Annotated in this window: 18 protein-coding genes; 7 read left to right on the top strand and 11 right to left on the bottom strand. The window is 73.4% G+C overall.

All coding sequences use genetic code 11. The features are described from left to right. Positions 1 to 125 precede the first annotated feature (125 nt). The 4 genes from ACFWPI_RS33260 to ACFWPI_RS33245 form a co-directional block, all read right to left on the bottom strand. Complete coding sequence (locus ACFWPI_RS33260) at positions 126 to 1,742, bottom strand: carbohydrate binding domain-containing protein (RefSeq protein WP_380380777.1); 1,617 nt, start codon at positions 1,740 to 1,742, stop codon at positions 126 to 128. Between the two features lie 433 nt (positions 1,743 to 2,175). Continuing rightward, on the bottom strand, positions 2,176 to 2,763 hold the full coding sequence (locus tag ACFWPI_RS33255; RefSeq protein WP_063345975.1) for a cysteine dioxygenase family protein: 588 nt from the start codon (positions 2,761 to 2,763) through the stop codon (positions 2,176 to 2,178). A gap of 3 nt (positions 2,764 to 2,766) precedes the next feature. After that, on the bottom strand, positions 2,767 to 4,497 hold the full coding sequence (locus ACFWPI_RS33250; RefSeq protein ID WP_380380775.1) for a cation acetate symporter: 1,731 nt from the start codon (positions 4,495 to 4,497) through the stop codon (positions 2,767 to 2,769). Further along, a complete protein-coding gene (locus tag ACFWPI_RS33245) occupies positions 4,494 to 4,874 on the bottom strand; it encodes a DUF485 domain-containing protein (protein ID WP_380380773.1) in 381 nt (126 codons plus the stop codon). The genes ACFWPI_RS33250 and ACFWPI_RS33245 overlap by 4 nt, the downstream gene beginning before the upstream one ends. 340 nt (positions 4,875 to 5,214) lie before the next feature. Here ACFWPI_RS33245 and ACFWPI_RS33240 point away from each other — a divergent pair, with 340 nt between their 5' ends. The 6 genes from ACFWPI_RS33240 (at position 5,215) to ACFWPI_RS33215 (ending at position 12,596) form a co-directional block, all read left to right on the top strand. After that, positions 5,215 to 7,146, top strand: a complete 1,932-nt coding sequence (locus ACFWPI_RS33240) for an alpha/beta hydrolase family protein (RefSeq protein WP_380380771.1) — start codon at positions 5,215 to 5,217, stop codon at positions 7,144 to 7,146. Beyond that, entirely contained in the window at positions 7,143 to 7,304 is a 162-nt protein-coding gene (locus ACFWPI_RS33235; protein ID WP_159398304.1) for a hypothetical protein, read from the top strand. Before ACFWPI_RS33240 ends, ACFWPI_RS33235 begins: the two co-directional genes overlap by 4 nt. 79 nt (positions 7,305 to 7,383) lie before the next feature. Further along, on the top strand, positions 7,384 to 9,342 hold the full coding sequence (locus ACFWPI_RS33230; protein ID WP_380377744.1) for a RiPP maturation radical SAM C-methyltransferase: 1,959 nt from the start codon (positions 7,384 to 7,386) through the stop codon (positions 9,340 to 9,342). Between the two features lie 16 nt (positions 9,343 to 9,358). Continuing rightward, entirely contained in the window at positions 9,359 to 10,027 is a 669-nt protein-coding gene (locus ACFWPI_RS33225; RefSeq protein ID WP_380377743.1) for a DUF5825 family protein, read from the top strand. 30 nt (positions 10,028 to 10,057) lie between these two features. Beyond that, complete coding sequence (locus ACFWPI_RS33220) at positions 10,058 to 11,257, top strand: cytochrome P450 (protein ID WP_063345980.1); 1,200 nt, start codon at positions 10,058 to 10,060, stop codon at positions 11,255 to 11,257. Continuing rightward, entirely contained in the window at positions 11,250 to 12,596 is a 1,347-nt protein-coding gene (locus tag ACFWPI_RS33215) for an MFS transporter (RefSeq protein WP_380377742.1), read from the top strand. The genes ACFWPI_RS33220 and ACFWPI_RS33215 overlap by 8 nt, the downstream gene beginning before the upstream one ends. A gap of 100 nt (positions 12,597 to 12,696) precedes the next feature. Here ACFWPI_RS33215 and ACFWPI_RS33210 read toward each other — a convergent pair whose 3' ends face one another. The 3 genes from ACFWPI_RS33210 to ACFWPI_RS33200 all read right to left on the bottom strand — a co-directional run bounded on the left by ACFWPI_RS33210 (position 12,697) and on the right by ACFWPI_RS33200 (position 16,609). Continuing rightward, positions 12,697 to 13,488 carry a putative protein N(5)-glutamine methyltransferase gene (locus ACFWPI_RS33210; protein WP_380377741.1) on the bottom strand — a complete coding sequence of 264 codons (792 nt, stop codon included), beginning with the start codon at positions 13,486 to 13,488 and terminating at the stop codon, positions 12,697 to 12,699. Between the two features lie 282 nt (positions 13,489 to 13,770). Further along, on the bottom strand, positions 13,771 to 15,849 hold the full coding sequence (gene ligA, locus ACFWPI_RS33205) for an NAD-dependent DNA ligase LigA (protein ID WP_380377740.1): 2,079 nt from the start codon (positions 15,847 to 15,849) through the stop codon (positions 13,771 to 13,773). Positions 15,850 to 15,991: 142 nt separating this feature from the next. Beyond that, on the bottom strand, positions 15,992 to 16,609 hold the full coding sequence (locus tag ACFWPI_RS33200; RefSeq protein WP_380377738.1) for a CGNR zinc finger domain-containing protein: 618 nt from the start codon (positions 16,607 to 16,609) through the stop codon (positions 15,992 to 15,994). An 81-nt stretch (positions 16,610 to 16,690) separates the two neighbouring features. On the opposite strand from ACFWPI_RS33200, the gene ACFWPI_RS33195 reads away from it, so the two are divergent. After that, positions 16,691 to 17,473: an MBL fold metallo-hydrolase gene (locus ACFWPI_RS33195; RefSeq protein ID WP_380377736.1), complete on the top strand. Its 783-nt coding sequence runs from the start codon at positions 16,691 to 16,693 to the stop codon at positions 17,471 to 17,473. Positions 17,474 to 17,534: 61 nt separating this feature from the next. Here the strand turns inward: ACFWPI_RS33195 and ACFWPI_RS33190 are convergent, their stop codons facing one another. From ACFWPI_RS33190 to ACFWPI_RS33175, 4 genes are all read right to left on the bottom strand, one after another. Beyond that, positions 17,535 to 18,227 carry a ScbR family autoregulator-binding transcription factor gene (locus ACFWPI_RS33190; protein ID WP_380377734.1) on the bottom strand — a complete coding sequence of 231 codons (693 nt, stop codon included), beginning with the start codon at positions 18,225 to 18,227 and terminating at the stop codon, positions 17,535 to 17,537. Positions 18,228 to 18,312: 85 nt separating this feature from the next. After that, the gene (locus ACFWPI_RS33185; RefSeq protein WP_380377732.1) at positions 18,313 to 19,161 is read right to left on the bottom strand and encodes a BTAD domain-containing putative transcriptional regulator; all 849 of its coding nucleotides are present in this window, start codon (positions 19,159 to 19,161) and stop codon (positions 18,313 to 18,315) included. A gap of 421 nt (positions 19,162 to 19,582) precedes the next feature. Then, positions 19,583 to 20,314, bottom strand: a complete 732-nt coding sequence (locus tag ACFWPI_RS33180) for a ScbR family autoregulator-binding transcription factor (protein WP_380425218.1) — start codon at positions 20,312 to 20,314, stop codon at positions 19,583 to 19,585. A 261-nt stretch (positions 20,315 to 20,575) separates the two neighbouring features. Beyond that, positions 20,576 to 20,980, bottom strand: a complete 405-nt coding sequence (locus tag ACFWPI_RS33175; RefSeq protein ID WP_380377728.1) for a RidA family protein — start codon at positions 20,978 to 20,980, stop codon at positions 20,576 to 20,578. Positions 20,981 to 21,174 lie beyond the last annotated feature (194 nt).

The following is a 21,174-nucleotide window of genomic DNA, read 5'->3' as shown; positions in this document are numbered from 1 at the left end:
CCCCGCGCTCCTGCGCCCCGCGCTCCTGAGCACACCCCGACCGGCCAACCCCCGCCGCCCCGCCGGCTGCCCGTGCCCCGGTGCACGGGAAGCCGGCGGGACGTCAGCGAGTGATCAGCGGGTGATCAACGGCCTTGGAGGGACCTCACGTTGTCGCCGAAGCTCCAGCCCTTCGAGCCGTCCCAGTTGAGCGACCACGTCATGAGCCCCTTCAGCGAACCGCCGAACGCGTTCCACGACTGGCCGACCAGGCCCGGGTCCATGTAGCCGCCGCCCGCACCGGGCTGGGCCGGCAGACCGGGCACCTGCTTGTCGTAGGGCACCTTGACGGTGGTGCCCTGGATGGTCAGGCCGTTGTTCAGGCAGGTGGTCTGCGCGGTGAAGCCCTGCACGGTGCCGGCCTGGTAGGAGTCACCGGAGCAGCCGTACATGCTGCCGTTGTAGTACTGCATGTTCAGCCACCACAGTTGCCCGTTGTCGGCGTACTTCTTGATGATCGGCAGGTAGGCGCCCCAGATCGAGCCGTAGGTGACGCTTCCGCCGGTCACGTACGCGGTCTCGGGGGCCATCGTCAGGCCGAAGCCCGCGGGCATCTGGGCCAGTACGCCGTCGATGATGCGCATCAGGTTGGCCTGGGAGGCGGACAGCGTGCCGATGCTGCCGCTTCCGGACAGGCCGGTCTCGATGTCGATGTCGATCCCGTCGAAGTTGTACTTCTTGAGGATCGGGACGACCGTCGCCACGAACCGGTCGGCGACGGTGCTGGAGCTCAGGTCGATGCCTGCGGCGGCACCGCCGATCGACATCAGGATCGTCGCCCCGGCCGCCTTGGCCTGGCACATCTCGGCGGGGGTCGAGACCTTGACGTTGGCGTCCATGCCGTCCTGCCACTGGACGGTGCCGTCCGAGAGGATCACCGGGAAGGCGGCGTTGATGACGTTGTAGCCGTGTGCGGCGATCCGGCTGTCCGTGATGGGGACCCAGCCCATGCCGGGGTGGACGCCGTTCGCGGCGCCGTCCCAGTTCTCCCAGTAGCCCTGGAGGACCTTGCCCGACGGCCTGGGCTTCGTGGGGCAGGTGTCGCCCGGCGCCGGGGTGGTCGGCGGCGGGGTGGTGGGCGGAGGAGTGGTCGGCGGAGGAGTCGTCGGAGGCGGAGTGGTCGGCGGAGGAGTCGTGGGCGGCGGGGTGGTCGGTGTGGGGCTGCTGCCGCCGGGGCCGGTGAGCGACACGTCGTCCGCGTAGTACGCGGGCTGCCCGTACCAGCCGTGCAGGTAGACGGTCACCGAGGTGGTGTTCGGCCCGGTGGTGAAGCCAACGCTGAGCTGGCTGTACGACGCACTGCTCGGCGTCCAGGTGGACGGGTCGCTGCCGGCGCCGGTGCCGGTGGCGCCCAGGTAGACGTAGCTGCCCTGGACGTAGGCGCTCAGCGTGTACTGGGAGTTGGGCTGCACGCTGACGGTCTGGGCGCACTGGGCGCTGTCCGGGCCGGTCGGCGTGGCCTTGAGCGCGGCGGCGCCGGAATGGACCGGACTGCTGACGACCGCGCCGGAGCCGCCGGAGCAGGTCCAGCCGGAGAGCCCGTTCTCGAAGCCGGGGTTGGCCACCAGGTTGGGGGTGGCGGCCCCGGCCGTGACGGAGCCGGCCACGGCGATGCCGGCGCCGATGACGGCGACGGCGCTCACCCCGGCGAGGGAGCGCCGCAGGACGCTCGGCCCGCGCTGGGCGCGGCTGGTCCGGTTCACCTGCGCTGCGCGTTCCACGCTCGCCCGCGGCTGCGGGCCAGGGGCCCGGAGCGGCTCGCTCCCGGTCCGGTCGCCTTCGGGGCGGCCGGGATCCGGACAGGGGCGGACCTCGCCCGACGGACGTGGAGTACGCGACCTTCGACGGAACATGCTGCGTTCCCTTCCCGCCGAGCGCCATGGACATGACCGACGCGTGGGGGCGCGACGCCCGGCTGTGGGTGAGGTGGGGACATGTGGGGCTGTGCCGGACCGGATCGTAGGAGGGGCGGCGCAGCTCGTCAATAGGTCTGGACCAATCGCGGGGTACGACCCGGCCGACCGCAGCAGAACCCGACGTCAGGCCGTACGGCCCCGCCCGCCTCACCGGGCAGGGGCCCGGGTGTGGCCGACGGGCCGTCCGGGGCGGACGGCCCGTCGGTTCGCTACGGGGCGGTCACGGGGCCAGGCTCTCCGGGCTCCGCCAGCTCACCAGGCGGGCGCCGTCCGGCGGGAGGTCCACGACCTCGTTCCCGAAGACCCGGTTGATCGAGCTGCCCCCGTTCAGCGCGATGTCGGCGCCGTAGACGTGCAGGGAGACCGCGCGACCGGTGCCGCCGTTCGACACCCGGTGGATGTCCTCGTCGGGCGGCACCAGGAGCTGCACCCGGCCGGGAGAGCAGGTGGTCCGGCCGGACGGCACCAGCACCCTGCGGCCGGTCCTGGAGGGCCGCCACAGCCGGAACGCCTCGTCCACCTCGACGCCCTCCACCACACCGGACACGCACCAGGCGACGTGGTCGTGGATCGGGGTGGACTGACCGGGCAGCCAGGTCAGGGCCACCACGGAGTGCGTCCGTCCGGCATGCAGCAGCCGCTGCGAGTAACCGTCCGTGTCACCGGCGCACAGGTCGTCGGGCACGATCAGTCCGGCCCGCAGGTACTTGCGCAGGGTGTCCGCCGTGAGCTGGGCGGTCAGGACGTCCGCGGCGGCGTAGCGCGCGAGGTCGGAGAGGAACTCGTCGAGGTTGGAGCCCGGTTCCACGCTCTACCGCCCCACTCCGGTGAGCGCGCGGACCTCAAGCTCCTCGAAGCCGCGCCCGTCCGACTCCTCGTCGCGACGGCGGCGGCTGCCGACCAGGGAGCCGAGGACCGCGGCCGCGAACCCGATCGGGATCGAGACGATGCCCGGATTCTGCAGCGGCACCGGTGCCGTGGTGGTGCAGGAGATCAGCGCCGTGGCGTTGCCGACCTGCTTGCTGGACGCCTCCACCCCGCAGTCCTTCGCCTGGGCGGCCGTCAGCTTCACGGCGTGGACCGTGCCGGTCGCGCCGCCCCAGCAGATCGGGGAGAGCAGCACCAGGCCGATCGAGCTGACCAGGCCCGCGTAGATGCCGCACTTGGCGCCGACGGTGGTGAAGCGCTTCCAGAACAGCGTCAGCAGGATCGCCGGCAGGTTGGCCGAGGCCGCGATGGCGAAGGCCAGGGCCACCAGGAACGCCACGTTGAGGTCCCTGGCGAAGATCGACAGGGCGACCGCGACCGCGCCGATGACCACGGCGGCGATCTTCGCCGTGACCAGCTCCTGCCGCTCCGTGGCCCTGCCCTTGCGGATCACGCTGGCGTACAGGTCATGGGCGAACGACGACGACGAGGTCAGGGTGAGCCCGGCGACGACCGCGAGGATGGTGGCGAACGCCACCGCCGCGATGAAGGCGAGCATCAGGGAGCCGCCGGTGGTGCCCGCGCCGCCGCCGAGGTGCTCGGCCAGCAGGGTGGCGGCGGTGTTGCCGGACGGATCCTTCTCCTTGATCGTCGCCGTGCCGACCAGCGCGGCCGCGCCGAAGCCGAGCACCAGGGTCATCAGGTAGAAGACCCCGATGATGCCGATCGCCCAGTTCACCGACTTGCGCGCGTCGCGGCCGGTCGGGACGGTGTAGAAGCGGACCAGCACATGCGGCAGCGCCGCGGTGCCCAGCACCAGGGCGACGCCGAGGCTGACCAGGTCGAGCTTCGACCAGCCGTCGGTCGCCCCGTACTTCAGGCCGGGCTGGAGAAAGGCGTCGCCCTTCTTGGAGGCCGCGGCGGCGTCCCCGAGCAGGTGTCTGAGGTCGAACCCGTACTTCGCCAGCACCCACAGGGTCATCATCGCCGCGCCGGCGATCAGCAGCACCGCCTTGACGATCTGCACCCAGGTGGTGCCCTTCATCCCGCCGACCACGACGTAGACGATCATCAGGGCGCCGACCCCGACGATGGTCCAGATCTGCGCCGAGGCGCCCTTGACGTCGAGCAGCTGCCCCACGATCGTCGCCGCGCCGACCATCTGCGCGATCAGGTAGAAGATCGAGACCACGATGGTCGACACGCCCGCGGCGGTCCGCATCGGACCGCTGCGCAGCCGCGCGGCCAGCACGTCGGCCATGGTGAACCGACCGGTGTTGCGCAGCAGTTCGGCGACCATCAGCAGCGCGACCAGCCAGGCGACCAGGAAGCCGATCGAGTAGAGGAAGCCGTCGTACCCGGAGATCGCGATGATCCCGGCGATGCCGAGGAAGGAGGCCGCGGACAGGTAGTCGCCCGAGATCGCGATCCCGTTCTGCAGCGCGGAGAACTGGCCGCCGCCGGTGTAGAAGCCGCCGGTGCCCTGGGTGCTCCGCCGCGCCCAGAGGGTGATGACGAGGGTCACCGCCACCAGGGCGACGAACAGGCCGATGGTCAGGCCCTTGTGCGATGCCGCCTGCGCCGTCGCCGCGGCGAGCGGAAGGTGCTGTGTCATGCCTGGCTCTCCGTCAGTTCCTGGTTGTCGGCGTGTCCGGCCGATGCGGCCGGACGGGACGCCGCCGTGCTCCGCAGGGCCTCGGCCAGCGGGTCCAACCGCCGGGCGGCGAACCGGCCGTAGGCCAGGGCGATGCCGAAGGTCGAGACGAACTGCAGCAGTCCGAAGACCAGGGCCACGTTGATGCTCCCGACGACCTTGGCCGCCATGAAGCCGCGGGCGTAGGCCGAGCAGAGTACGTACGCCAGGAACCAGAGCAGGAACGCCGCCGTCACCGGGAACACGAACCTGCGGTAGGCGGCGCGCAACTCGGTGAATCGCGGATCGTCGCCGATCCAGGGTGCGCCACCGCGCGACGACGCGGCTTGGTCGATCATGGGAATCCTTTTGAGCGGTGCGGAACTTGCCGAAGGCCCGACCGTAGGAATCCGTGGCAGACAAGCGATCAACGCGCGGTCGGCGACGGCCGGCCTCTGTGCGTTCCCGCTGCGCGTTCCCGGCACATCCACACCCCTGCCGGCCCGCATTCACCTCAGCTGCATTTCGGCCAACTGTGCGAAAGGTCTGTTCGCAACCACGGCACCCCCCTAGAGTGGCGGCGATCCTCCACAAGTGGCCTTTTCTTCACGCCAGTTCACTGGATCTTCACACCAGTGCACCGGCCTCGGGACGTTCAGCGCAGTCTGTTCCCACCATCGAGCCGAAAGGGCCGGGTCCGTGACACATGCGTTCCAGTCCCCCGGCTTCGCCGCCCTGGCGGCCGACCGCGCGGTCGAGACGCGGCTCGTCGACGAGCGCTGGCAAGCGGTGGCCTGGGACCTGGGGACGGATCGGCGCCGGGTGGTCACCGACCGGCCGGGGGGCGTCCACCTGAGCGAGATCGAGCCGCACGGCGACGCCGTCTGGTGGTTCGACGCCGACAACGCCGGGGAGGGGCGGTGGCGGCGCGAGCCGTTCGCCGGCGGAGCGGGCGGCGAGGCGCTGCACGGCGTGCCGCGCGGGCGGGCGTACGGCGTCGCTTTCGACCGGACGGGCGCGCTCGCGGCGGTGGTCGTCGGTGTCGACGGCGCCTCGCACTGCTACGTCGGACCGCCCGCGGGCCAGGCCCGGCTGATCGGTTCGGCGCCGGGGTACCTGAGCCTGGCAGACCTGTCGCCGGACGGCCGGCTCCTGGCCCTCGGCGGGCGGCCCGACGGGGACGACTCGGTGGTCCTGTGGCCGACGGGCGTTCAGGCGGACGGTCAGACGGGCGCGCAGGCGGACGTTCAGGCGACCGTTCAGACGGGCGCGCAGGCGGACGGTCCGCTGCGGATCGCCGGGCACCGCCGACTGCGGCTCTGGCCGATCGAGTTCAACCCGCTCGCGGTACTCGAACCGGAGCTGCTGCTGGTGGTCGAGGAGGACGAGCAGTACACCGTCGCGACCTGGCAGGCCGGCACGGGGCTGCGCAGGTACCCGGGGCTGTCGTTCGACTCGCAGATATCGGCCGGCTGGTACCAGGGGCCGCGCGAGGTGCTGATCCAGCACGAGCGGGCCGGGCGGAGCCGACTGCTCCTCGCCGACCTCGACCCGCCGGAGGGGCAAGGGGCGCCGCAGCAGGGGGCCGCGCGCCGAGGACCGGCGGAACAGGCCCCGCCCGTCCGGGAGATCAGCACCCCCGGCGGCACGATCCACGACCTGTCCTGCGCTCCGGACGGCACCTTGCACTGCGTCTGGAGCCGGGAGTCGACACCGCCCCGCCCGCTGATCCTGCGCCCCGGCACGGAGACTGCGCACCACCCCGGACAGGGCCTCGATCCGGACCAGGGCGACACCTCCCGCAGCCGGCGCTGGACGCCCCGGCCGTACGGGCGGATCCACAGCTTCGTCAGCACTCCGGCCGGCCAGGGCCCGTGGCCGACCCTCTTCCTGGTCCACGGCGGCCCCGCCACCCACGACCGCGACTCCTACGACCCGCGGGTGAACGCCCTGGTCGGCCGTGGCTACGCGGTGGTGCGCACCAACTACCGCGGCTCCACCGGCTACGGCGCCCGCTGGCAGCACGAGTACGGCCACCGGGTCGGGCTGGCGCAGATCGAGGACCTGGCCGCCGTCCGCGCGGAGCTGGTCGCCGACGGTACGGCGCTCGCGGAGCGCACCGGCCTGTGCGGATTCTCGTGGGGCGGCTACCTGGCCCTGCTCGCGATGGGCGCGCAGCCGGAGTTGTGGTCGCTCGGCATGGCCGCTCAGCCGATCGCGGACTACCCCGCCGCCTACCGCACCACCACCCCCGCACTGCGCGAGCTCGATCGCCAGCTCTTCGGCGGGACCCCGGACGAGGTTCCCGAGCGCTACCGCGCGGCCGACCCGCGATCGTACGTGCACCAGGTCCGCTCGCCCGTCCTGCTGGTCGCCTCGCGGACCGACGAGCGGTGCCCACCCGACCAGGTCGCCCGGTACGCCGCGGACCTGCGCCGGCTGGCGGTGCCGCACGAGCTGCTCTGGGTGGACGGCGGCCACTACAGCCGCCGGACCGCCGACCACCGATCGGTGCTGGCCACGATGGTCCGGTTCGCCGAGCACGCCTGGCCGGCACCGCTCCCCCTGCCACCCCGGGGCGACCGCCCCGAGGTACCCGCCGAACTGGTGGAAGGAGGTGAACAGCCATGAAGCGACGCAGCATTCAGAACGACCCGATCAGCACCCCGGAGCGTGACCGGGGCGCCGTGGTGGTCCAGGCCTTCGCGCTCGACATCACCAAGGCCGCAGTGGTCGCGCCTGCCCTCAAGGGGCAGCCGAAGCCGAAGGCCGAGACCAAGGGCAAGTGATTCACCGTCGCTCCGGGGCGCCTGCGGTGCCCCGGAGCGACACCTCACCGACCGCCGGCGAACAACAGAAGTGGCCACCATGCGTATCGTCCTGCTGCACATGCCCTGGGGCGCGATCGACGTGCCGTCGCTGGCGCTCGGGATCATGCACACCGCTGCCGCACGCGCCGGCCACCAGGTCGAAGTGCGGTACGCCAACCTGGACTTCGTGGACTGGGCCGCCGAGACCGCGGGTTTCGGCGTGGACGACTACCAGTACTTCTCCGAGAAGTCCTACTTCCAGGGCGCGGGCGACTGGGCGTTCGCCGGCGCGCTGTACGGTGACGACGGCCCGGCCCCCGGCATCGAGGCCGGCATCGACGGCGACGGCGACGGCGACGGCAGCGACATCGATGACCTCGACGGCGAGTTCGCGCCCTACTTCGAGTACCTGGCCACCAGCGGTGCGAGCGAGCAGGAGATCGCACTGACCCGGGCCACCCGCGCGATCGCCCCCGCGTTCATCGCCCGACTGGTCGACGAACTCGCCGCCGACCCACCGGACTTGGTCGGCTTCACCACCACCTTCCAGCAGAACACGGCGAGCCTCGCCGCCGCGAGGCTGCTCAAGCAGCGGTGCCCGCAGGTGCGCACGGTGTTCGGCGGCGCGAACTGCGACGGTCCGCAGGGCGCCGCGCTGCACCGCAACTTCCCCTTCCTGGACTACGTGGTGCGCGGCGAGGGCGAGGCCGCCTTCCCCGCGCTCCTGGCAGGCGGCGACCTCTCCGCCGTCCCCGGGCTCTGCTGGCGGGACGACTCCGGAACGTCGACGGCCAACGAGATGACGAGGCGCCCGCTGCCGCCCGCGGCGATCCTGGCGCCCCGCTACGACGGCTTCTACGAGCGGCTCGACGCCTCCGTCGCGGCCGGCTGGGTCGATCCCAAGCTGGTCGTCGAGGGCTCCCGGGGCTGCTGGTGGGGCGAGAAGCACCACTGCACCTTCTGCGGGCTCAACGGCTCCTCGATGGAGTTCCGCTCCAAGCCGCCGACGGACTTCCTCGCCGAGGTGCTCACGCTCGCCGAACGCCACCAGCTGTTGGACGTCTACGTGGTCGACAACATCCTGGACATGGGCTACTTCGACACCGTCCTGAAGTCACTGGCCGAACTCCCGGTCGACCTGCGGCTGCACTTCGAGATCAAGGCCAACCTGCGCCGCCACCAGTTCCAGCTCCTCGGCGACTCGGGCGCGGCCCAGGTGCAGCCCGGCATCGAGAGCCTGAGCACCCGGGTCCTGCGGATCATGGACAAGGGGGTGACGGGCTGCCAGAACGTCCGCGCGCTGCGGGACGCGCAGAGCGCCGGAGTGTCGGTGAGCTGGAACTACCTCTACGGCTTCCCCGGCGAGCAGCCGGCCGACTACGAGTCGGTGATCCGCCAACTGCCCCTGCTGCACCACCTGGACCCGCCGACCGGAGCGGGACGGATCGCGATCGAACGGTTCAGCCCGTACTTCGACCGGCCCGAGCTGGGCTTCGCGATCACCCGGCCGGCCTTCCAGTACGGCGCGACCTACCGCCTGCCGCAGAGCGAACTCGCCGAACTGGCCTACGTGTTCAGCGCGCCACCACGCGGGATCGGCGGCGACCTCGCGGAGCGGCTGAGCGCGGCGGTGGACACCTGGATCGCGCGGTTCCCCGACAGCCGGCTCAGCTACCGGGACGCGGGCGGCCGGATCGCGCTCGTCAACACCCGCCCCGAGTACGACTGGCGGGTGGTCGAGCTGACCGATCCGGTGGAGCTCGCCGCCTTCCGGCTGCTGAACCAGCCCCGCTCGACCGCCGCGCTGGCCGCCAAGGTCCCCGGCGGCGCGGCGGCGGTCGAGTCGGTGCTGAAGCGCTTCACCGCGCTGGGCCTGCTGTTCCACGACGGGGACAGCTTCCTCCAGGTCGCCGTCGAGTCCGACAACCAGGTGCTGATGCGGATGCAGCACCGGCACGGCCCCGCCGCCGCCCGCCCTCGCGCCGAGGAGGTGCTCGATGCCGTCACGATCGGCTGAACGGACCGATGCCGGAATGGCCGATGCGGGAAGGGCCGTTGCCGCCTCCTGGCGCGCGGCCGGCCCGGAGGTCGAGCTCTGGCTCGACTACGACCCCGCCGCCAGGGAGTTGCCGGGCTTCGCGCTCGGTCGCCGCACCCTGTCCGGCCCGGCGGAGGCGGAGGTCACCGAACTGCACCGCGCCGGGGTCCGCTGCCTGCGGCTGACCGAGCCGGTGCGGCTCTGCGCGGACGCGCCGGCGGCCTCCGCGCGGGCGCTGATGCTGCTGCGCGAGGCGACCGGGCAGGGGCTTGCCGTGCTCTGGCAGGCCGACTGCACGGACGGCTGCGCGGCGCAGCGCCGGTTCCACCACCTGTACCCGCCCGAGCAGTTGACCGGCGGCCCCCAGGACGTCGTCGCCGACTGGCGCGCCACGTACTACCCGAGCAAGTGCGTCTTCCGGCGCGGCCCCGGCTTCGTCGAGGTGCGCGACCGCCGGTTCGGGACGCTGGAGCTGTTCACCATCGACGAGCCGGGCCACCTGGCGCAGGTCGAGGCGCTGGCCGAGGGCGTCGAGGTCGGCCGGCTGCCGGACGCCGTCCACCAGGACTTCGCCGCGGCCGGCCTGATCGCCGAACAGGCCGGCCGCGCCTGGTTCCTGCCCATGCGGGTGCGCCGCTGGCCCTTCCCGTCGCTGACCGTGTAGTTGCCGGAGTTCGAGCCCGAGGAGTAATCCATGACCACCGCGGTCGACGACGCCGCCGCGCGGATGTCCGCCTTCATCCGCGACCCCTACCCCACGCTTGCCCGGATCCGCGAGGCCGGCGCGGTCTCCGTCGTGGAGTTCGGCGAGGGCCTGCCGGTCTACCTGGTGACGCGCTACCAGGACGTCCGGGCCGCGCTGATGGACCCGCGTTTCGGGCAGGACGTCCGCCGCAGCCAGGCCATCGCGAGCGGGAGGGGCTCCGGCCTGACGCTCGGTTCGGAGGTGGTCCACATGCTCAACAGCGACCCGCCGGACCACACCCGGTTGCGCCGGCTGATCCAGGGCGTCTTCACCCGCCGGCGGGTCGACCTGATGCGGCCGCTGGTCGAGCGCATCGCCGACGGCCTGCTGGACGGGCTGCGCGGGCGGGAGACCGCCGACCTGGTGACGGACTTCGCCTTCCCGCTGCCGATCATGATCATCTGTGAGCTGCTGGGCTTCCCCCCGGAGGACATGCAGGCCTTCCGCACCTGGTCGACGGCGATCCTCACCCAGGGCGGCGACATGACCTTCGACCAGGCCACCGCCGAACTGAACGACTACCTGCGCGAGTTGATGACGGCCCGGCGGGCGTCGCCGAGCACGGACATCCTGACCGACCTGGTACAGGCCTGTGACGCCGGTGAACTCACCGAGCGGGAGGTGTTCTCGATGGTCTTCCTGCTGCTGATCGGCGGCCACGAGACCACCGTCAACCTGCTCGGCACCGCGACCCTGGCGCTGCTCCACCACCCCGACCAGCTCGCCTGGTTGCGCGCCAACCCGGCGGCGATGCCGGTCGCGATCGACGAGTTCCTGCGCTACGAGTCTCCGGTGAGCATGGCCACGCTGCGGTTCACGAACGCCGACGTGATGGTCGACGACGTGGAGATCCCGGCGGACGAGCTGGTGCTGCTCTCGCTCGGCGCGGCCAACCGGGACCCGGCCCGCTTCACCGATCCCGACCGGCTGATCCTGGACCGGGGCGATCCGGGCCACCTGGCCTTCGGGCAGGGCCTGCACCGGTGCCTCGGCTCCTTCCTCGGCAAGTTGGAGAGCGAGGTCGCACTGACCGGCCTGCTGGAGCGCTTCGGGCGGATCGAACTGGCCGCCGCGGAGGAGACCCTGCCCTGGCGCAACACGATCATGCTGCGCGGCCTGGAGTCGCTGCCGGTCTCGCTCGATGGCTAGCGGCGCGGGAGCAAACGACACGGGGACGGGCAGCACGGGGACGGACAGCACGGGGACGGGCGACGCGGGGACGGGCAGCACGGGAGCAGGCGGCGCAGGAGCGCGCAGCGCGGCGGGGCTGCTGCGGTTCCGCCCCCGGATCAGCGTCGCGCCCCTGCGCGCGCGGGGCTTCCGGCTGCTGGTGATCGGGCAGGGCACCTCGGAGTTCGGCAACGCGTTCCAGGTGGTCGCCCTGCCGCTGCTGGTCTACTCCCTCGCCGGAGGCGCCCGCCAGCTGAGCCTGGTGGTCGCCGCCTACGGCGCGGGACGGCTGGCCGCCACCCCGCTCGGCGGGATGCTCGCCGACCGGTTCGGCGCCCGGCGGGTGATGCTGGCGGCCGACCTCGGCCGGCTGCTCGCCACCGCCGGGCTGTGCGCGATCGCCGCCGGCGGGGCGGCGAACTTCTGGCTGATCGGCGGGCTCGCGCTGCTGGTCGGCGTCGGAGCAGGGGTGTTCCTGCCGGCCGCCTGGGCGATCACCCCGACCCTGCTGCCCGCCGAGGACCTGCACGCGGGCAATGCACTGAACAGTACGGTCACCTTCGGCGCCGGTCTGCTCGGTCCGGCGCTGGCCGGCCCGCTGGTCGCCTGGCTGAACCCGGCCGCCGCCCTGGGCCTGGATGCGGCGACCTTCGCCGTGTCGGCGGCGACGCTGCTGCTGATCGGTCGCGGCAGCCTCGTCGCAGCACCCAGCCCGATCTCCGAACGTGCCTCCGTGCCGAAGAACTTCCGGCGCCTGCTGCGGGAATCGCCGTTGCTGCGCGCGGTGCTGACGGTGACGGTGATCGCGAACCTGACGGTGGGCGGCGCCACCCGCGTCGCCCTGCCGACCCTGGCCACCCACGGCTTCGACGCCGGCGCCGTCGGGCTGGGCCTGCTGCTGGCCGCGTTCACCGGCGGTGCGCTGGTCGGCGGCCTGTTCGCGGCCGGCCTCACCGAGGTCCGCTCGCGGGGCCGCACGGCGATGCTCTCCGGACTGGTGATGGGTGTGGCGATCGGCCTGGTGCCGTTCGTCGGCCTCGTCGGCGCCGTGCTGCTGCTCTGCGTGGCCGGCGGCGCCAGCACGGTGACCAACGTCCTGGTCGTCACCGGCGTGCAGAAGAGCACCCCGCCCGCCTTGCTGGCCCGGGTCATGGCGGCCGTCACCTTCTGCGCGCTGGGAGTCTTCCCGATCTCGGTGATCGCGGCCGGCGCGGCGGTGGACGCCTTCGGGAGTCAAGGGGTGTTCGCGACGACCGGGCTCTGTCTGACGGGCGCGTTCGGGTACGCGCTGACCAGGCGTGAGATCCGCGAGCTGTGAGCGCCCAGCCGACCGCCGAGCCCGCTCCCGCCACCGGCGGGCGGGGCGGGAGGCGGGCGGCGGGCGGCGGGCGGCGAGGCGGGTCCGGGCGGCAGCCCCGTCAGCGCAGGGTCGCGGTGACGACCGTCGCGTCCAGGTCCTCGCACCAGGCGTCGGCGGCGTCGAGACCGGCCGCGCGGGCGACGGCCAGGGCCGTCGGGGTCTGCCGTTCGCTGGTCTCGAACAGCAGCGACCCGCCCGGGGCCAGCCAGTGCGGCGCCTCGACGGCCACCCGGCGCAGCACGTCCAGACCGTCGGCGCCGCCGTCCAGCGCCGGCCGGGCCTCGTGCAGCCGGGCCTCCGGCGGCAGCAGCGCGATGTCGGCGCTGGGGACGTACGGGACGTTGGCGAGCAGGACGTCGATCCGGCCACGCAGGGCGGCGGGCAGCGCGACGAACAGGTCGCCCTCGAAGACCGGTGCCCCGGGCCCGGTGAGGTTGCGGCGGGCACAGCGGACGGCGACCGGGTCGACGTCGGCCGCGTAGAGCTCGACCGGGTGCGCGGCGGCGGCCGCCACGGCGGCGCCGAGGGCGCCGCTGCCGCAGCAGAGGTCGACGACCACGGCGCCCGGGCCGGTGAGCTCGGTGGCCGTGGCGGCCAGGAACTCGCTGCGGCGGCGCGGGACGAACACGCCCGGGTCGACGGCGATCCGCAGCCCGGCGAACTCGGCCCAGCCGACGACGTGTTCCAGCGGCCGGCCCTCGGCCCGGGCGCGGACCATCACGGCCAGGTCGGCCGGTGTGGCGGCGGCGGAGAGCAGGATCCGCGCCTCGTCCTCGGCGAACACGCAACCGGCGGCGCGCAGCCGGGTGACGACCGAGGAACGGAGAGCGGCGGAGGCAAAAACCGACAAGAGGACCCCTTGGGGGAATCGGGAGGAGGACGAACGACTCCGTCAGGGCTCCCGCAAGGGCCGGCACCGCGCCGACGCGTCCGCGCTACGTGCGCGACGCGCCCGCACGGCCGCGCTCCGGGAGCACCCGCTCGGACATACCGGTAATGGGGCTCACCTCCTTGAGTCGCGGTCATACACGGCGTCGGCCACCCTACCGCACCCCCGGCGCGGGCGATCAACTGGTCTTCCGGGCCCAGGTCCTGCCCGGCCGGCCCGCCCGCCGGGGCCGGCCTGGCGGAGCTAGCCGAGCTGCTCGGCGACCAGGGCGGCGAACTCCTCCGGGGTCATGACGGGCACTCCGAGTTCCTCCGCCTTGGCGCGCTTGGAGCCGGCCTTCTCGCCCGCGACGAGAAGGGTGGTGCGCTTGGACACCGAGGAGGAGGCCTTGCCGCCGGCGCGTTCGATCAGCTCGTTCATCGCGTTGCGGGAGAGCTCGGCGAGGGCTCCGGTCATGCTGCCGGTGACGACCACGCTCTGGCCTGTCAGCGGGCCGGCCAGCGGGCCCGCCGCGGTGTCGCCCGCGGCCGCCGCGCCGCCGGCCGCGGCCTGGGCGGCGGGTGCCGTCGGCTCGGTCACCGCGGTGCCGACACCCTGTGTCACGAGCCGGTCCAACAGCGGTGCCACGTCGGCGAGTTCGGCGACGATCACGGCGGCCTTCTCGACCCCGATGCCGTCCACGCCGGCCAGCGCCTCGACATCGGCGGCACGGATCGCGGCCATGCTGCCGAAGTGCGCGGCGAGTCGGCGGGACATCGTCCGGCCGGTGCCGCGGATGCCGAGGGCGCAGAACACCCGGTTCAGCGGGCGGCTGCGGGCGGTCTCGATGGCGGCGAGCAGGTTGTCGGCGCTGGTGTCGCCCATCCGCTCCAGGGTGAGCAGCTGCTCCCGGGTGAGGGTGAACAGGTCGGCGAGGTCGCCGACCAGCCCGGCCTCGACCAGCTGGACGGCGCGGGTGCCGCCGAGGCCCTCGATGTCGAGCTGGTCGCGCCCGGCCGCGTAGACCACCGAGGCGACCGCCTGGCAGGCCCGGCCGCGCACGCAGCGCCAGCGCTGCTCGGAGGTGTCGATGGCGTCGCCGCAACGTGGACAGACCTCGGGGAAGGCGATCGGCTGCTCGGCGCCGGTGCGCTGGTCGACCAGTGGCGCCTCGACCCGCGGGATCACGTCGCCGGCCCGGTAGACGAACACCTGGTCGCCGATCATCAGCCCGCGGCGCCCGATGTCGGCCGGGTTGTGCAGGGTCGCGTAGGTGACGGTGACGCCGTCGATCACCACCGGTTCGAGGACGGCCCGGGGCGCGATGATCCCGGTGCGGCCGACGTTCCACTCGACGCCGAGCAGCCGGGTGACCTTGTGCTGCGCCGCCAGCTTGCGGGCCACCGCCCAGCGCGGCGCGCGGGAGCCGGAGCCGGCCGCCTCCTGGTCGGCCACCGCGTCCGCCTTCACCACCACGCCGTCGATCCCGAAGGGCAGTGCGGCGCGCAGGCCGGCGATCTCGTCGATCCGCTGCTGCGCCTCGACGAGGGTCGCGCAGCGGCGCGGCGCGGCGTCGGTGCTGGCGGCGGTGTTGGCGCCGAGGACGGCGAGCCGGGCGAGCAGGTCGGCGTGGTCGAGGCCGGGCAGGCCGAGGGCGTCGTAGGCGAAGAAGGTGAGTTCGACACGGTAGGCGCGGTCCTTGGCACGCAGGGTGCCGGCCGCGCCGCTGCGCGGGTGGGCGAACGGGGTGGCGCCGTGCGCGGTGCGGACGGCGTTGGCCTGCTCGAACTGCTCGTGGGTGAGCAGCACCTCGCCGCGCAGCTCGACGTCGACCGGTTCGGCGAGCCGGGCGGGCAGGCCGAGCACGGCGTCGGCGGCGGCGGTGATGTCCTCCCCCGCCAGGCCGTCGCCCCTGGTCAGCACCTGGGTGAGCCGACCGGCCCGGTAGCGGGCGGCGACGGCGAGGCCGTCCAGCTTCGGCTCGACGCACCAGGCGGCGACCGGCCGGCCGAGCCGGCGCTCCAGACCGGCCGCCCAGGACTCCAGCTCCTCGGCCGAGAAGACGTTGTCGAGGGAGAGCATCGGCGCGCTGTGCGGGACGTCGCCGACCGCCGCGCCGCCGGCCACCTTGCCGGTGGGCGACTCGGGCAGCGCCTCGTCCGGGTGCTCGTGCTCGTAGGCCTCGATCGCCCGCACCAGGGCGTCGTACTCGTCGTCGCCGAGCGGGGCGGAGCCGTCGGCGTAGTACGCGGCGGCGGCCCGCACGGCGGCGGCGACGGCGTCGGCGTAGGCCTGCGGGGAGGCCAGGGCGGCAGGGGAGGCCAGGGTGGCTACGTCCTTCATACCGCCATCATGGCGAGCCGCACTGACATTCGGCCCGCTCGAACGCGGCTCGCACGGACCGCGCCGGGGGGTGCGACCCGCACCGGCCAGGGGTGTCGACCAGGGCCGTCGGCGAGGGCGCCGATCGAGGCCGCCGGCCCGGTCAGTCCGGCTGGGGCCGGGTGCGCCGGGCGTAGGCGCGGGCCGCGCGGGCGCGGTCGCCGCAGCGGGTGGAGCACCAGTGGCGCCGGCCGTGCCGGAGGAGGTACCGGGTGCACGGGGTGGAGCCGCAGGCGGTGAGGCGGGCGGCTTCGGGCCCGGTGAGCAGGTCGGCGGCGTCGGCGGCGAGGGTGGCCAGGGCGTGGTCGACGATCTCGGTGGTGGGGTGGGGGGCCGCGCGGTAGGGGCCGCTGCCGTCGTCCCACCGCAGCAGCCGGGCCGTGGGCAGGCGGGTCAGGGCGTCGTTGACGGCGGCCAGGGCGGAGGGGGGTACGGGCAGCTCCGCGACGCGGGCGGCGAACAGCGTCCTGACCTGTTCGCGCATCGAGCGCACCTGCGCCGTGCACATCTCCTGAAGGCCCGCGTCCGCCGGGGCGAGGCCGTGCTCCAGGAGCCACTGGCCGGCGGCGGCCGGCGTGCCGAGGCGGTCGAGGACGTGTCCGCCGGGCAGCGTGACGGCGCTGTTGACCAGGGCGAGCGAGGGGTACTGCTGCTCGCCCGGCGCGGGTGGCACGGCGGTCTCGTCGGTGGCGGTGTCCGCGGCGTCCGTCATGAGTCTCATGGTAGCGCTTGCGCTCATCCGTGAGAACCGGCTAGCGTTCCTCACGGATAAACCGCTCTCAACCGTGAGGTGTGCTTCACCATGGCTTCTTCCGACACGACCGTCGAGCAGTTCCCCGTCCGCCTCTTCGGCGGCCCGACCGCCCTCTTCGAGTACGGAGGCCTGCGCTTCCTCACCGACCCGACCTTCGACGGCCCGGGCGACTACCTGCGGCCGGACGGCCGGTTCCTGACCAAGACCGCGCCCTCCTCCGGGAGCCCCGCCGACGCCGGCCGCGTCGACGTCGTCCTGCTCTCCCACGACGAGCACCCCGACAACCTCGACCACTCCGGCCGGGCCCTGCTGGCCGACGTCCCGCTCACCCTCACCACCCCCGGCGGCGGCCTGCGCCTCGGCGGCACGGCCCGGGGACTGGCCGACTGGGAGTCGGTCACGCTGGACCGCCCCGGCGGCGGCACCCTCACCGTGACCGCCGTGCCCGCCCTCCACGGGCCCGGGGCCCGCGAGCAGGTGGAGGCCGTCACCGGCCAGGTCGTCGGCTTCGTCCTGACCGGGGAAGGGCTGCCCACCGTCTACGTCAGCGGGGACAACGCCTCCCTCCTCGCCGTGGGGGAGATCGCCGAACGCTTCGCCCCCGTCGACACCGCGATCCTCTTCGCCGGGGCCCCCCGCTTCGCCGCCCTCTTCGACGGCGCGCCCATCGTCCTGGACAGCGCCCAGGCCGCCGAGGCCGCCGCGATCCTCGACGCCCGCCGGGTCGTCCTCGTCCACCACGACAGCTGGGCCCACTTCACGGAGGACCGCGACGACCTGGTGGCCGCCTTCACGGCCGCCGGCCTGGCGGAGCGCCTCCACACCGCGTGACCGGCCCCGGGCGGGGCGCGCCGCACGAGGCGCCCCGCCTGTCCGCTCCTGAACCGCCCGCTCAGCCCGGCAGCGGCGCCAGCGGCCTGGTCCGGTAGGCGTCGGAGGAGCCCGGGGGGACGAGGCAGGGCAGCAGCCACTCCCACAGGGCGCCGACCCGGCGGGCGCGCTCCTCACCCGGGCAGCCGTCGCCGAAGACGACCTCCAGCCCGCAGGCGGCCGCCACCACCAGGGTCTCCGGGCCGGGATCGCCCGAGCGGTCGCGCAGCTCGCCGGCACGCCGGGCACCCGTCAGCAACTCCCGGACGACACCGGCCCAGACGCCGTGGAAGCCCCGCACGCCCGCGACCGACACGCCCGCGACCGGCGCGCCGGGGGCGGACGTGGCGGGAGCGAACGCGGCGGTCCTCGACTGCCAGCCGCCCTCCCGGCCGAGGCGGAACGCCGCCCGGACCACCGCGTCCGACCCCAGGGCGTCGACCAGCCAGTAGCCCACGTCGATCAGCGCCTGCAGGGGGGAGGAGGTGGCCCGCAGACCGCCGCAGGCGCCCCGCAGCGAGCGCTCGGCCCGCTGGAACACCGCCTGTGCCAGCTCCTCCTTGGACGCGAAGTGGAAGTAGAGCGCACCCTTCGTCACTCCTGCGGCACCGGCGATCTCGCCGAGCGTGGCCCCCGCATAGCCGCAGCGGTCGAACAGCACCGCCCCCGCCTGCACCAGCCGTCCGCGTGTCCGTTCCGACCTCTCCTGCACCACCCGACCCACACCCCTCACAACGACGAGCACGTTCCGACCACACACGAAGCAGCGCCCCGGCAGCGACGGCGCCTTCCGCGCGTCCTCAGCCGACCCGGGTGAACCGGGCCACCGACGCCTCCGGCGAAGCGGTCGCGGCCGCCTCGCGCTCCGGGCGCTCCGGGCCGGCCAGCAGGATGGAGCGCTGGAGCCGTCGCAGTCCGGTGGACGGCTCCATGCCCAACTCCCGCACCAGGGTGTTGCGCAGGCGCTGGTATGCCTCCAGGGCCTCGCCCCGTCGGCCGGAGCGGTGCAGGGCGATCATGTACTGGCCGTGCAGGCTCTCGTGGGTGCGGTAGCGGTCGACCAGGACGGTGAGTTCGGCGAGCAGGACGCGGTGGCGGCCCAGCCGCAGGTCGGCCTCGATCCGCTGGTCCAGGGCGCAGAGCCGGGTCTCCTCCAACCGCTTGGCCTCGACGGCGAGTTGACCGCCGGCCGGGATGTCGGCGAAGGCCGGACCGCGCCACAGGCCGAGCGCCTCGCCGAGCATCCGGGCGGCCAGCGGGTGGTCGTCGCCGTCCATGGCCCGGTAGCCCATGCCGGCCAGGCGCTCGAACTCCCGGACGTCCGTCAACCCGCCGCCGCTGTTCAGCATGTAGCCGCCCGGCGAGGTCACCAGCACGTCCTTGGCGCAGGAGACCCCTGCCGCCGGGCCGACCTGCCCGAGCGCCCGGTCGATCATGTCGCGCAACTGCAGCACGTACGTCTGCACCGTCGTGCGTGCGCTGCGCGGCGGGCGGCCCGACCACAGCTCCTCGGCCAGCACCCCGGCCGACACCACCTGGTCGGCCCGCAGGGCCAGCAGCCCCAGCACCTGACGCGGTTTCGGCGCCGATGGCACCACCGACACCCCGCACACCCGGACGTCCAATGCCCCGAGCACCCTAATTTCCACGATGACCACCCCAATCACACGGAACGCCGCAGGCCGATCCGCCGCGGCTGGCACCCGGGTCGACACCCCTAGGGCGACTGCCACCAGTCAAAAACAGGACGCGCGGTTTGTCAATACAAAACCGAACGTGCTGTTTGTTTCTTGGGATGAACGGCCCGCCTCGGACAGACGGGCGCGGCGGCCACGCTGCGCCACGAACCGGCCACCACGCGCAGCGGAGTGCGGGCAAACCGAAGGCGGCGTCGGACCCCCATGGATCCCGCGCCGCCACCAATTCGCCCGCACTCCGCGCCCGCCGCCAGCCGGCCGATCACCGCCCGGAAACCGCCCGGACGGCCCCGGACGCCCCCGCGAGCAGGGGGTCGCCGAGCCCCGGTCAACTCCGCACCAGCCGCAGCGATTTCCGGCCGGTGCCGGACCGTCAGCCCACACCGACCTCGTCCGCGACCGCCCGGGCCGCCGACCGCGCCCCGTCCTGCGTCCCACCCTGCGCCCCGGCGCCCTCCGTCGCCGCGCGGGCGGCCGCCACCTCGGCGACCACCTGGGCACCGCGGTCCGGGCCCATCTGCAGCGAACCGAGCACACCCGGCACCGCGATGCTCGGCATCAGGTGCTGGAACAGCCCGGCGGCCCGCCGCTCCAAGTCCGCACGCCCGGAGAGCTTCTGCGACTGGATCTGCACACCCGTCCACGCCGCCGTGACCAGCCACGCGGTGTCGGCCGGGACGACGTGCGGCAGCAGTTCGCCCCGCTCGCCGGCCGCGACCAGCAGCGCCTCCAGCCGGCTGATCCAGCCGGGGATCGCGCCGCCGCCGAGGTCGTCGAAGACGTCCTGCCCCAGGGAGAGCCGGGCCCCCGCGCTCAGCAGCGGATCACGCGGCATCAGATAGGCCACCACCATCCCGGTGTCCACGAACTCCTGGAGTTTGCAGACCCGTTCCGGCACACCGTCCTGGACGAACTGCTCCTCGACGACGCCCTGGGCCAGATCCCGCTTGGAGGCGAAATGGAAATACACCGCACCACGCGTCACACCGGCCCGCGCGACCACCTCGCCGATGGTGGCGCCCTCGTAGCCGAACTCGTCGAAGACCGACGCCGCCGCCTCCAGGATCAGCCGACGCGTCCGGACCGCCCGCTCCTGCCGAACCACCGCAACCACCCCACCCAGAGCTCCCGGAAAACAAAACCAAACACCCCGTATCTTAGCTACCGGTGGCCTACGGACGACAAGATGATGTCGGGGAATCGCCTCAAACGCTCCTTCCCTCCCGCCCGCATCCTCCGCATTTTGCCTACGGGCCGCTGCTTCTTCGCCGGACGATCGAAAGCGGCACCGGCGCCACACATCACACATTCGGGGAAAAACCGAACGATCGGTTTCCTCATTTGGACACCCGCGGGCCGGAAGGCGTCACGGCAGGACGGCCACCGCCTCCACCTCCACCAGCTGGTCGCGGTAGCCGAGCACCGACACCCCCAGCAGCGTGCTGGGGGCGTCGTGCTCCCCCATGTAGGCGCGGTACACGTCCCACACCGCGACCAGGTCGGCCCGATCGGCGGAGGCCACGTACACCGTCGTCCGGGCGACGTCCGTCAGCCCGGCGCTGGCGTCCTCCAGCGCGGTTATCAGGTTCCGCATCACCTGGTGCGCCTGGCCCGCGTAGTCGCCGACGGCGACCGTCCGCCCCTCGGCGTCGAGCGGGCAGGCGCCGGCGAGCCAGAGCGAACGGGCCGGGGCCTCGACCAGGGCCGCATAGGCGTAGTCGACGGCCGGGGTGAGGCGGGAGCTGCGGATCAGCTTGACTGCGCTGTTCAAGGGGCACTCCGAAGGGTCGTGGCCGAACGTTTGCGCCCATCGTTGGCCTCTCCTGAGTAACCGTCAAACCATTTACCAGCGCTGTCCCGTCCACCACAGGGCCGTTGCTTCCACGATTCACCGTTGCGGGTGATGGCGGGCCGACCCGCCCGGCCGGAATCCTGGTGGCCGCCACCCGCGCGGGTCGACGCCGC

The organism is Kitasatospora sp. NPDC058492, assembly GCF_042720685.1.
In the GTDB taxonomy this organism is placed as follows: Bacteria; Actinomycetota; Actinomycetes; order Streptomycetales; family Streptomycetaceae; genus Kitasatospora.
Note: the sequence above shows the minus strand (reverse complement) of the source record. Positions and strands in the feature narration are given on the sequence as shown.